Source organism: Polaribacter irgensii 23-P, assembly GCF_000153225.1.
Classification (GTDB): Bacteria; Bacteroidota; Bacteroidia; order Flavobacteriales; family Flavobacteriaceae; genus Polaribacter; species Polaribacter irgensii.
In genome coordinates, this window is the sequence record NZ_CH724148.1 from 1,030,824 (window position 1) to 1,043,452 (window position 12,629).

Consider the following 12,629-nt stretch of genomic DNA (forward strand, 5'->3'; position numbering starts at 1 on the left):
CGATTGAAATGTTTACACAATTGCAAAGAGATTAAAAATTTTTAAGAAAGTGCAATCTAGAATAAAGATTGAACACACCTTTTTTTATTGTGTACATTTAAAAGTTTATAGCCAAAGACAAACGTTTACCTTTTATTTATTAATTCATTAATATTAGCATCATGCCTTTTTATCACAAATTAGGAGAAATTCCACCGAAAAGACACACGCAGTTTCGCAAAAAAGATGGAAGTCTCTATTATGAGCAGCTTTTTGGTACCATCGGTTTTGACGGAATGTCTACCAATTCCTACCACGAGCACAGACCGACAATGGTCAAAGAAATTGGAAAGCAGTACTCGGTAAAACCAAAAATTGCAAAAGCAAATAACATTCAGAGTTACCGCTTTAAAGGATTTCAAGTACCGCCGGAAGACGATTATTTAGAAAGCAGAAAGATTGTGTTAACAAATACAGATTGTAATATTATTTTAGCAGCTCCAAAACAGTCTACTGATGCCTATTTTTATAAAAATACAGATGCGGATGAGGTGATTTTTATTCACAAAGGTTCTGGGAAATTAAGAACTCACTTAGGGAATATTGACTTCAAATATGGTGATTATTTAGTGATTCCAAGAGGAGTTATCTATACGTTAGATTTTGACGATGAAAACAATCGCTTGTTTATTGTAGAATCTTATTCGCCTATTTATACGCCAAAGAAATATCGAAATCATTTTGGTCAATTACAAGAGCATTCCCCTTTTTGTGAGCGAGATATCAGGAGGCCTTATGAGTTAGAAACCCATGATGTTTTAGGAGACTTTTTAATCAAAGTAAAAAAACAAGGCGAAATTATAGAAATGATCTATGCTTCACATCCTTTTGACGTAGTGGGATATGACGGGTATAATTTTCCCTATGCATTTTCAATTCATGATTTTGAACCGATTACAGGTAGAATTCATCAACCACCACCAGTGCATCAGACTTTTGAAACAAACGCCTTTGTAATTTGCAGCTTTGTACCCCGTTTATATGATTACCACCCCAATTCAATTCCAGCGCCATACAATCACAGCAATATTGATTCAGATGAGGTATTGTATTACGTAGATGGTGATTTTATGAGTAGAAATGACGTGGCTCAGGGGCAGATTAGTCTGCATCCGTCTGGAATACCTCATGGGCCGCACCCTGGAGCTACAGAGCGCAGTATCGGGCATACAAAAACGGAAGAATTAGCAGTGATGGTAGATACTTTCAAGCCTTTACAGGTGACCGAAGAGGCGATGAAAATTGCAGACGAAAACTACTATAAATCTTGGTTGGAGTAAAATTAGTGTGGGTAGCTATTTCCTGCTTTCCGCTATATCTTTTTGGAAAAGCAAAAAAGATGTCACTTCAATCAGGGCTCAACTTGTAAATATGCAATTAGCCTTCTGAAAGAATCTTAGAATTAATAAGATAAGATTTCAAAGGTTTTAAAAACGAGTGAAATCTTTTAAATTAGCAATTAATACAGTTTGAATCTAAAATGCATGAATTTTAAAACTGGTTGGGAATTTTTTGAAACAAGTCGCAATCTTTTTTTCTTCATATTTAAATTCGCCTCTCTTTAAAACAGAAACATGAGCAAAAAAGAAATAAAATCAGTTGACTACGGTTTAGAAAAAATATTTGAAGGAGCACAGGATTTTCTTCCATTGCTAGGAACAGACTACATAGAGTTTTATGTAGGGAATGCAAAACAGGCAGCGCATTTTTATAAAACAGCGTTTGGTTTTCAGTCACATGCATATCGTGGTTTAGAGACGGGTTCTAAAGATTCTGTGAGTTATGTGTTAACACAAGACAAAATTAAATTAGTACTAACCACTCCGCTACATAGCAAATCTCCTATAAACGATCATATTGTAAAACATGGTGATGGTGTGAAAGTGATTGCATTGTGGGTTGAAGATGCGCGGAAAGCATTTGAAGAAACGACTGCAAGAGGAGCAAAAGCGTATCTGGAGCCCACTGTAACTTCCGATGAGAACGGAGAAGTTATAAGTGCAGGAATTTATACCTACGGCGAGACAGTGCATCTCTTTATAGAGCGTAAAAATTATACAGGTACTTTTTTACCCGGTTTTGATGCATGGGAGTCCGATTACAATCCACCTAGTGCAGGATTAAAATACATAGATCACATGGTTGGGAATGTAGGTTGGAATCAAATGGATATTTGGGTAAAATGGTATGAAGATGTGATGGGTTTTGAAAACTTTTTATCTTTCGATGACAAGCAAATTCACACAGAGTATTCTGCATTAATGAGTAAGGTAATGTCGAATGGAAATGGAAGAATTAAATTTCCAATCAACGAGCCAGCAAAAGCAGCAAAACGTTCTCAAATTGAAGAGTATTTAGATTTTTATGAGGGTGCAGGGGTGCAGCATATTGCAGTTGCAACAGATGATATTATAAAAACAGTGTCTCAATTAAAAGCCAACGGGGTTGAATTTTTATCGACACCACCAGCTGCCTATTACAAATCAGTTCCTGGAAGATTGCAGGAGTTTAGCCATGAATTACGAGAGGATATTGAAAAGCTAATGGATTTGGGGATTATGATTGATGCCGACGAAGAAGGGTATTTGTTGCAAATTTTCACGAAGCCAATTGAAGACAGACCTACCTTATTTTTTGAGGTTATCCAGAGAATGGGTGCGAGAGGTTTTGGTGCGGGAAATTTTAAAGCATTGTTTGAATCTATCGAAAGAGAGCAAGCGAAAAGAGGAACCCTTTAAGAAGCGTTTTGGCAAAAGAATTAAGAAGCAAGAGTTCCTCCTGGTTTTTAATTCTTTTTGTATTTAGCTCCAATATACACTAAAGATTATGTGACATTCCGTGCCTTTAAAATGATATAAATCTCCATTTTAGTAGTAAATTGCAGTAAAAATAAAAAGCTCAAAAGATTGTTAATTTCAGAAGGAAAATGGAAAGAGAAGAAATTTTAAAAGCAATAGAAGAAAAGTACGAAAAATTAGGAGTTCCAGTAGACGCGATGTTAGAAGGTTTGTTATGGAGCACGCCAATTACATACTGGGATTATATACAAACAGATGCGCTTTTGGGCTTGCAAATCCCAAGAACAACACAGCCAGACGAAATGGTTTTTATCATGTACCATCAGGTCAATGAATTGTTGTTTAAAATGATTTTGTGGGAAATTGATCAAGTGGCGAAAACAGCAACTGTTTCCGCAGATAAATTTTCGCTACATCTCAACAGAATTAGCAGATATTTCGACATGCTATGTACCTCCTTTTCTGTGATGGCAGACGGTATGGAGAGAGAACAATATCTTAAATTTAGAACGACACTTACGCCCGCAAGCGGTTTTCAAAGTTCGCAATATCGCAAAATTGAATTTGCTTCCACAGAATTAATTAATTTAATCGACGCACGTTTTAGGGATACCATAGACCAAGATTCTTCTTTAAAAAATGCGTACAATCACTTGTATTGGCAGGCAGCAGGAAAAAACTATACAACTGGTCAAAAATCGACTTTGCTAAATCTTTTTGAGGAAAAATATTTAGGAGAGTTTATCGATTTTATGGAAGACTATAATGAGATTAACCTCTCTAAAAAATTCAAAGCACTTCCATTAGAAGTGCAAGAAGACAAAGCGCTTATCAACGCAATGCGCCATTATGATTACACAGTGAATGTAAAGTGGGTGTTGGCTCATTATGATGCTGCAGGGAAATATTTAGGAGGTAAAGAAAAAGATTTAGAAGCAACTGGTGGAAGTAGCTGGAGAAAGTACATGCATCCGAAGTACCAACGAAGAATATTTTATCCAGATTTGTGGAGTGCCGAAGAGTTAAAAAATTGGGGCACCTTATAAAATCAAAAAGAAAGGTTAAAAAGTCATTTACAATCAACTTGTGAATGACTTTTTCTTTTTTGGAATGGGTTTTGTCAATACTTTTTTATAAGTTTGATTTTTATGAAAAAACAGCTAGCAGTAGTCCTTCTTCTTTTTTTGTCTTTTACAAGTTTTTCACAGAAAGAAAAATCTGCCTTTAAGGGGGGGGAATGGTTGAGATACAAAATGAATTACAGTGGTTTTTTAAGAGCTGGAACGGCAATACTAAAGATTGAAGAGACAAGTTTAGGTGGTAAAAAAGTTTTTCATACCATAGGCACAGGTTGGACTTCTGGTATGATAAAATGGTTTTTTAAAGTAGATGATGTGTACGAAAGCTATTTTGATAAAGACACGATTAAACCTTACTTATTCAAAAGAAAAATAGATGAAGGTGGGTATAAAAAACACCGGGTAACAAAGTTTGATTATGCTTCTAATAAAGTATACATTCAAGATATTAAGAACCAGACAGATACTACGATGGTTTTTTCTAAAGTGCAAGATATACTTTCTTCTTTTTATTATTTAAGAAATCAAAATGTAAAAGGGTTTAAAAAAGGAGATGAAATATCTATTGATCTGTTTATCGATTCTCAAGTTTATCCATTTAAACTACTGTTTTTAGGAAAAGAGGTGTTAAATACAAAATTCGGAAAAGTAAATTGTTTGGTAATTAGACCCTTGGTGCAATCTGGTAGAACATTTAAAGCACAAGAAAGTGTGACTATTTGGATTACGGACGATGCCAATAAAATACCAATTAAGATGCAAGCAGATTTAGCGGTAGGGTCGCTAAGAGCAGAGTTAGAAAATTATAAAGGTTTGGCGAATGCTTTCAATAAACAGTAATGAGACACTTTTGGACCACATTAAAATTTAACGAAACCTTTATTGGAACTTCCCAAAACAGGTATCGGAGAAATCAAATTTAATTGTACTTTTGAAACTTGAAATTAAACACCTTCGCTCTTGAAAAAAATAAGCTTCCTTTTCTGTATCTTTTTTGCATTTTCGGCGTGTAAAAACGAAGAAAAAAAGAAAGAGTCTGTTCTCAAACTCGTTCCAAAGCCCATCTATGAGTACGGTTACAGAATAAAAGATTATAAAATTGTTTTAGATACAATTAGAAGTGGTGAGAGTTTTGGCGTAATTCTAGACAGGCACCACGTCGAGTATCCAAAAATTAATGAAATTGCCACTTCCATTAAAGATGTTTTTGATGTGAGAAGAGTTAGGGCAGGGAAGCCTTACATGATTTTGTCTAGCAAGGATTCTACGGAGCAAGCAAAAGTTTTTATCTATAAGAATGACGAGATTAGAGCAACGGTTGTAGATTTCCAAGATTCTATTATTCAGGCATACCCCTACTTTCAGCCTATAAAAACTGTAGAGAAAATTGTACAAGGAGAAATTTATTCAAACTTGTCTAATGCGATGGATAGCTTGCATTTGCTTCCGAATTTAACCTGGAGAATTGCAGATATTTATGCTTGGACTTTGGACTTTGGAAAACTGCAGAAAGGCGATTCTTTCAAGTTTGTGTTTGAAGAGAAAATAATTAATGACAGTATTTTCGGAGGCTATGGAGAGGTAAAGTCCGCTGTATTTAATCATGTAGGTCAGGATTTTTACGCTTTTAGATTCCTTGCAGATTCTATTATGAACATTCATGAATACTATGATGAAAATGCAAAAATGCTGCGCAGTCAGTTTTTAAAAGCACCGATAAAGTTTCAATACCGGATTTCTTCACGATACAATTTAAGGAGAAGAATCGCGTATTATGGAAACAAAATAAAGCCCCACAAAGGAACCGATTTTGCAGCCAAAGTGGGCACACCAATTATAGCCACAGCTAGCGGTACTGTATCCGAATCCGAAAAAAGAGGAGGCAATGGTAATTATGTAAAAATAAAACACAACAACACCTACGCTACGCAGTATCTGCATATGAATAAGCGCAAAGTTAGAAAAGGACAATATGTAAAACAGGGCGATGTAATTGGAACTGTAGGTATGACTGGAAATACTGGAGGTCCCCATGTGTGTTATCGTTTTTGGAAATATGGAAAGCAGGTAGATCCTCTAAGAGAAAAGCTTCCCGCTGCAAAACCGATGAAAGAAAATATAAAACCTAGCTTTTTTGCCTTTATCAAGTCTTTAAAGGGACAGCTAAATCAATACCAACCACAAACAATCGCATCTTCAGTATCCACTAAAGTAATTGCTCAAAAATAACAGTATGGCATTAAAAAATATCAACCCAACGAAAACCTCAGCTTGGGGAAAACTGACCGCTCACTTTGGTGAAAACAAAAATAAAACGATCAAAGATCTTTGTAAAGATCCTATGAGAAAAGAAGATTTTTCTGTTGTACTAGGGGACTTGTCAGTAGATTTCTCAAAAAACAGGATCGATAAAGAGACCATCTCGTTGCTAGTAGCTTTGGCAGAAGAGGTAGGTTTAAGAGATGCGATAGAAAAACAATTCAATGGTGAAATTATTAATGTAACAGAAGGACGAGAGGTGCTTCATACGGCCTTAAGAAGTACTTCTGAGGATCCTGTTTATGTTGCGGGAAAAAATATAAAGCCTCAAATTCAAACGGCTTTAAGGAAGATCAAAAGCTTTAGCAATAAGGTAGTCTCTGGAAAATGGAAAGGGTATACGGGTAAATCAATAACAGATATTGTAAATATTGGTATTGGAGGGTCTGATCTTGGGCCAGACATGGTTGTAGAATCCCTACAATACTATAAAAACCAATTGACCACGCATTTCGTCTCTAACATAGATGGAGATCATGTTTCTGAGGTAATGAAAAAATTAAACCCAGAAACAACTTTGTTTGTAATTGTTTCTAAAACATTTACAACGCAGGAGACCATTACAAATGCAGAAACTTTAAAAAATTGGTTTTTAAAGTCCGCAACAATTTTTGACATCCCAAAACACTTTGTGGCAGTATCTACCAACCTAGAAGCTGTAGATAATTTTGGAATTGATAAATCAAACGTTTTCACGATGTGGAATTGGGTAGGTGGTCGTTTTTCTTTATGGTCTGGAGTGGGTTTGTCAATCAGTCTGTCTATTGGATATGACAATTATAGAGCGTTGTTAGACGGTGCAGAGGAGATGGATTTGCATTATAGGAACACCCCTTTTGAGAAAAACATACCCGTAATTTTAGCATTGTTAAGCATTTGGTATAATAATTTTTATGGTGCAGAAACAGAGGCAGTACTTCCGTATTCTCAATATTTAAAAAAGCTACCGGATTACTTGCAGCAGGCGATTATGGAAAGTAATGGAAAAGGTGTGGATAGAAATGGAGACGTTGTAGACTATCAAACTGGAACTATTGTTTGGGGAAGCACGGGTACAAATATGCAACACGCTTTTATGCAGTTGGTGCATCAAGGGACCAAGTTGATCCCCGCTGATTTTATCGGTTATAAAGAGTCTTTGTATGGTTTAACAGAGCATCATAAGAGTTTAATGGCAAATTATTATGGTCAGATAGAGGCGTTAGCTTATGGTAAAACAAAAGAAGCGGTGCATTTAGAGTTGAAATTTTCTGGAGATCAAGAGAAAATTGAAAAATTGTTGCCCTTTAAAGTGTTTGAGGGAAATAGACCAAGCAACGCCATCGTTTTTGATAAATTAACACCACATTCTTTAGGGAAGTTAGTCGCGATGTATGAACATAAAATTTTTACACAAGGAATTCTGTGGAACATTTATAGTTATGATCAATTTGGTGTAGAGTTGGGAAAAGAGCTCGCTAAAAAGTTTCTAACAGCACAGTAGGTTTGCAGTTGAATCACTCAATAACAACATTGTAGTAGAGTCCAACTTTCGTGTTCATAAGGTTGTTGATATATAATTTCTTTTAAATTCAGTAAAAAACAATTTATTTTTACTTTTGAGTATCTTAATTTTTGGTTGAAATTTAACATTAAGTTAACATGTTACAGTTACAAAAGGAGGATTTTTGCAGAAATTAAATAATATTAAATCAAGAATTTATCATGAAAAGAATTACTCAATTTTTATTGGTACCTTTCGCTTTGTTGCTCGCTACTGTGGCAATGTCTCAGGTAACCTCTTCCAGTATGAACGGTCGAGTTACAGATGAACTAGGAGTTATTATTGGCGCTTCGGTTGTTGCTACGCACACACCTTCTGGAACAAAGTACGGTACTTCGACAAACAGTGAAGGGCGTTACAACTTACCCGGTTTGCGTGTAGGTGGGCCATTCAGTGTAGAAGTTTCTTATCTTGGATACGGAACAAACAAGACGAGCGGTATTATTACTAGTTTAGGTGCGGCTTATGTTCACAATGTTGTTTTAACAGAAGATAATGTTTCACTAAGTCAAATTGTTATTACTGCTAAAAGATCCAAATTTGCAGCAGAAAAAACAGGAGCGACTACCAATATTTCTAATCAGCAGTTGACAATTATGCCAACGATCAACAGAAGTATTGCTGATATTGCTAAGATGTCTCCATATGCAAATGGCATGAGTATAGCAGGAGGGGATGGGCGTTCTACAAACTTCACTGTAGATGGTGCTAATTTTAATAATAATTTTGGTTTGAGTTCTAGTCTTCCCGGTGGTGGGAGTCCAATCTCTTTAGACGCGATTGAGGAAGTGCAGGTAGTAATAGCTCCTTTTGATGTCCGTCAAACAAATTTTATTGGTGGTGGAATTAATGCGATTACTAAGTCAGGAAATAATAAATTTAAAGGGTCTGCTTACGCTTATTACAACAACCAAGAAATGCGAGGTAATAAAATTGGTGATGTTGATTTTGGAGAGCGACCTGAGTCCTCTACAACAATTAGGGGTGTGACTTTTGGAGGTCCGATTATTAAAAATAAATTATTCTTTTTCGTAAATGCAGAGTCTATAGTGCGTCCAGGACAAGTTGTGAATTGGAGAGCTTCTGAAAATGGAGTGGCAAATTTAGATTTGATGACTTCGCGCACCAGTTTAGCGGACATGGAAAGTGTAAGACAACATTTAAGTTCTAACTATGGTTATGACACGGGATCTTACGAAGACTTTCCTGCAGATGAAACGAATAAAAAACTACTTGTTCGTCTTGATTGGAATATCAACGATGCAAATAAATTAAGTGTGCGATACAACCATGCAAAAAATCAAGGTTGGAACGCTACGAATGGTAATTCAAATGACGGTGGTTACCGAAATAGAAATATGAATCGTATTTCACAAAATTCTATGGCTTTTTCAAATTCTATTTATTCAGCTGATAACGTAGTAAATACAGTTTCATTTGATTTAAATAGTCGAATTTCAGACAAGCTTTCAAATCAGCTTCTTGCGACATATTCAAAAATTCAAGATGCTCGAGGTTCTAACTCTTCACCCTTTCCTTTTATCGATATCATGAATGGTTTAACACCTGAAGGAAATCAAATTTTAGAGCCTTACATGTCAGCAGGTTATGAGCTTTTTACTTGGAATAATGCAGTAAATAATAACACGTTAACCGTTACAAATAACTTAACGTACTATTTAGACAACCATAAAATTACTGGAGGTGTAAGTTTTGAGCGCCAATTGGCAAATAATTCATACATGCGTAATGGTACTGGTTACTACAGATATGCAAGTATGAATGACTTCCTTACCCAAGCAGCTCCTAGAGATTTCGCTTTAACGTATGGATACGACGGTGAATCAAATCCTTCTGCTGAGGTTGCATTCAACCAATTAGGAATTTATGTTCAAGATGATTGGGATATCAATCCTAATTTTAAACTTTCTTCTGGAATTCGTGCAGATTATTTAAGATATGACGATAACCTAATTAGAAATAACGCAATTTATGACCTTGATTTTGGGGGTACTTCAATTGATACTGGTAAATTTCCAGACGCAAATGTTTTGTTTTCACCAAGAGTAGGTTTTGCATGGGACATAAAGGGAAACCAATCCATGAAATTACGTGGTGGAACAGGAATCTTTACAGGAAGATTACCTTTAGTGTTCTTTACGAATATGCCAACCAATGCAGGAATGGTGCAGGGAAGTTATTCAGCTACTACTACGTATAATGCAGATGGTTCAGTAAAAGCGGCAGATCCTGCTTTAGCAGGTCTCGCAGGTCCGATGATCACTGATGTAGATGAAATGATTAGCAGATTAGGTTTGCCAAATACAATTACTCCTGAAGACGGCGTGTTGCCACGGGATGTAAATGGAGTAGATCCTAATTTCAAAATGCCACAAGTTTGGAAAACTTCTTTAGCTTTGGATTATCAAGTTCCAGTTTCTTTTCCATTATTTGTTACAGTAGAAGGTATTGTTACAAAAAATATTAATGGTGTTATGCTTAAAAACAAGAATCTAAAACAACCAGATGCAACTTGGGAACGTTTTTCTGGTGCAGATGACAGGTATATTTATCCAGCGAAAGCAGATCTTACGTATACTTCAAAAGCAGCCTACATACTTTCAAATAATAATGAAGGATGGGGAGCTATTGGAAACATTACGGTGAATTCAGAACCTGTTGAAGATTTAAAATTAATGGCGGCTTTCACGTATACTGAGTCACAAGAAATTTCAGGGATGCCAGGTAGTAATGCACGTTCTGCATATGATGGACTTGTTGGAGTGAACGGACCACATTTACCAGAACTACAACGGTCACAATATGTGGTACCAAGCAAAGTAATTGCTTCTGTTGGGTATAAACTTCCTTGGGCCAATGATAAACTAAAGGCAGCTACTCTAATCAATTTGTTTTATTCAGGCTCTTCAGCTTATGGATATAGCTATACGTATTCAAATGACATGAATAACGATGGGATTGCATCGGATTTAATTTATATTCCTAAAGAAAGAGGTGATGTTAATTTCATAACACCTGCTGACGAGGACGCTTTTTTCAACTTTATGGAACAAGACAGTTACTTAAAAGCGAATAAGGGTAAATATGCTGAAGCAAATGCAGCATTAGCTCCTTGGGTGCATAATTTTGACTTGAGAATATTACGTGAGTATTATATCAATGCAGGTGAAAGTGAGCATACTTTGCAGTTTAGTTGTGATATTTTAAATGTTGGAAACCTCCTAAATTCTAAATGGGGTGTTACACAAAGTACTTCGGTATCAAATCGTGGAGACATTCTAAAATATGAAGGTAAAGACAGTGAAAATGAACCAAGCTATTCATTCGCGAAAGTTTCTGGTGAATATCCTACTGAGACATTTGATTACAACTATAACTTTAACCAAACTTGGAGACTACAAATTGGTGTTAAGTACTCATTCTAAAAAGCCCAATAGTGCAAATTTCGGTATACAAGAGATCGTAGCAATCGGGATTTAAATTACATGGTATTTTAAGATGATAGATTAGAAAAAAACCACCTCAAATGAGGTGGTTTTTTTGTTTTAAAAATGAGTAACTTTGCACATCAATGTAAAAAAGATAGCATGAAAAATATTCATTCTTATTGGGCATATGTAGTGTTAATTGTTCTGATATATGCAGTAGTAAACGCAAGCATTGGTTTTATTAAGAAAAAGGAATTTACAGACAAAGATTTGCGCATTGGATTGTTTGGTTTAATCGTGTGCCATATTCAATTGTTAATTGGCTTGGTATGGTATTTTATGTCACCTTGGTTTGCTGCATTAATAAGTGATGCAGGTGCAGTGATGAAAGAGAAGTCAGTGCGGTTATTGGCAGTAGAACATCCGATTACAATGATCATAGCCATTGCAATTATTACAGTAGGCTGGTCGAAGCACAAGAAGAAGACTATTGCAATTGAAAAGTTTAAAATATTTTCGATTTTTTACGGAGTCGGTTTGCTATTAATGCTTTCCAAGATTCCTTGGAGCAACTGGTTTTCTTAATTATTTTAAATAGAATCTTGGCAAATAATACATTTGTCTAAAAGGTGAGCAGATAAAATTAGCTTAAGTGTTTAAAGTTTGAGGTATGAAAATTTTAAGTTTTTTGGTATCACCAATATTTATGCTGGTGTTTTTTTTAGTACTAATCGTCTTCCATCCTTTGCAGTGGATTGGATTGCACGGGTTTGGTTACAAAGGGCACAAGTTTATCGTTGATACGATGAATTTTCTGTTGGTAAAATCGTTGTTGATTATAGGGGTTACCGTTACCGTCAAGAATGAAGAGGAGTTGCCAAATGGTGTACCGCTCGTTTTCGTTTCAAACCACCAGGGTCTTTTTGACATTCCTCCAATAATTTGGGCGTTTCGAAAATACCATCCAAAATTCGTATCAAAGACAGAACTAGGAAGGGGAATACCGAGTATTTCCTATAATTTACGTCACGGAGGAGCCGTTTTAATTGACCGAAATGATCCAAAACAAGCAATTGGTGCGTTGGTTAATTTTTCAAAAAGAATACAAGACAACACCTGGTCAGCAGTTATTTTTCCAGAGGGAACAAGAAGTAGAAATGGAGTTCCAAAGTCATTTGCGTCCAATGGGGTAAAAATAATTACAAAGTATAATAAAGAGAGCTATGTCGTACCTTTAACAATAAACAATTCTTGGAAAGTCTTTAAGTATGGTAAGTTTCCCTTCGGAATGGGAAGTCCAATAACAATTACAGTTCATACCCCCATGAAAATTGGCTCTTTGCCGTTTGAAGAGTTATTTGAAAAAACAGAAACAATTATTAAAAAACACATAAATTAGAAA

At 35.6% G+C, this 12,629-nt stretch carries 9 protein-coding genes; all 9 read left to right on the forward strand.

All coding sequences use genetic code 11. From position 1 onward, the window contains the following. The first annotated feature begins 161 nt into the window (after positions 1–161). The 9 genes from PI23P_RS04625 (at position 162) to PI23P_RS04665 (ending at position 12,626) form a co-directional block, all read left to right on the forward strand. Positions 162–1,319 carry a homogentisate 1,2-dioxygenase gene (locus PI23P_RS04625; protein WP_004569588.1) on the forward strand — a complete coding sequence of 386 codons (1,158 nt, stop codon included), beginning with the start codon at positions 162–164 and terminating at the stop codon, positions 1,317–1,319. 294 nt (positions 1,320–1,613) lie between these two features. After that, positions 1,614–2,777, forward strand: coding sequence for a 4-hydroxyphenylpyruvate dioxygenase (gene hppD, locus PI23P_RS04630; RefSeq protein ID WP_004569589.1), 1,164 nt, complete (start codon positions 1,614–1,616; stop codon positions 2,775–2,777). A gap of 188 nt (positions 2,778–2,965) precedes the next feature. After that, positions 2,966–3,883, forward strand: coding sequence for a tryptophan 2,3-dioxygenase family protein (locus PI23P_RS04635; protein ID WP_004569590.1), 918 nt, complete (start codon positions 2,966–2,968; stop codon positions 3,881–3,883). Positions 3,884–3,985: 102 nt separating this feature from the next. Next, positions 3,986–4,756 (forward strand): DUF3108 domain-containing protein, encoded by a 771-nt coding sequence (locus tag PI23P_RS04640; protein ID WP_004569591.1) that lies wholly within the window; start codon positions 3,986–3,988, stop codon positions 4,754–4,756. 120 nt (positions 4,757–4,876) lie between these two features. Continuing rightward, positions 4,877–6,145: a peptidoglycan DD-metalloendopeptidase family protein gene (locus tag PI23P_RS04645; protein ID WP_004569592.1), complete on the forward strand. Its 1,269-nt coding sequence runs from the start codon at positions 4,877–4,879 to the stop codon at positions 6,143–6,145. Positions 6,146–6,149: 4 nt separating this feature from the next. Beyond that, positions 6,150–7,718 carry a glucose-6-phosphate isomerase gene (gene pgi, locus PI23P_RS04650; RefSeq protein WP_018941892.1) on the forward strand — a complete coding sequence of 523 codons (1,569 nt, stop codon included), beginning with the start codon at positions 6,150–6,152 and terminating at the stop codon, positions 7,716–7,718. Between the two features lie 221 nt (positions 7,719–7,939). Next, positions 7,940–11,224 (forward strand): TonB-dependent receptor, encoded by a 3,285-nt coding sequence (locus PI23P_RS04655; protein ID WP_004569594.1) that lies wholly within the window; start codon positions 7,940–7,942, stop codon positions 11,222–11,224. A gap of 162 nt (positions 11,225–11,386) precedes the next feature. Next, the gene (locus tag PI23P_RS04660; protein ID WP_004569595.1) at positions 11,387–11,812 is read left to right on the forward strand and encodes a hypothetical protein; all 426 of its coding nucleotides are present in this window, start codon (positions 11,387–11,389) and stop codon (positions 11,810–11,812) included. Between the two features lie 85 nt (positions 11,813–11,897). Further along, complete coding sequence (locus tag PI23P_RS04665; protein WP_004569596.1) at positions 11,898–12,626, forward strand: lysophospholipid acyltransferase family protein; 729 nt, start codon at positions 11,898–11,900, stop codon at positions 12,624–12,626. Positions 12,627–12,629: the final 3 nt, after the last annotated feature.

Coding starts and splice junctions, on each gene's coding strand:
- PI23P_RS04655 (WP_004569594.1), top strand. CDS start 7,940: ATGAAAAGAATTACTCAATTTTTATTGGTACCTTTCGCTTTGTTGCTC.
- PI23P_RS04660 (WP_004569595.1), top strand. CDS start 11,387: ATGAAAAATATTCATTCTTATTGGGCATATGTAGTGTTAATTGTTCTG.
- PI23P_RS04635 (WP_004569590.1), top strand. CDS start 2,966: ATGGAAAGAGAAGAAATTTTAAAAGCAATAGAAGAAAAGTACGAAAAA.
- pgi (WP_018941892.1), top strand. CDS start 6,150: ATGGCATTAAAAAATATCAACCCAACGAAAACCTCAGCTTGGGGAAAA.
- PI23P_RS04640 (WP_004569591.1), top strand. CDS start 3,986: ATGAAAAAACAGCTAGCAGTAGTCCTTCTTCTTTTTTTGTCTTTTACA.
- PI23P_RS04625 (WP_004569588.1), top strand. CDS start 162: ATGCCTTTTTATCACAAATTAGGAGAAATTCCACCGAAAAGACACACG.
- PI23P_RS04665 (WP_004569596.1), top strand. CDS start 11,898: ATGAAAATTTTAAGTTTTTTGGTATCACCAATATTTATGCTGGTGTTT.
- hppD (WP_004569589.1), top strand. CDS start 1,614: ATGAGCAAAAAAGAAATAAAATCAGTTGACTACGGTTTAGAAAAAATA.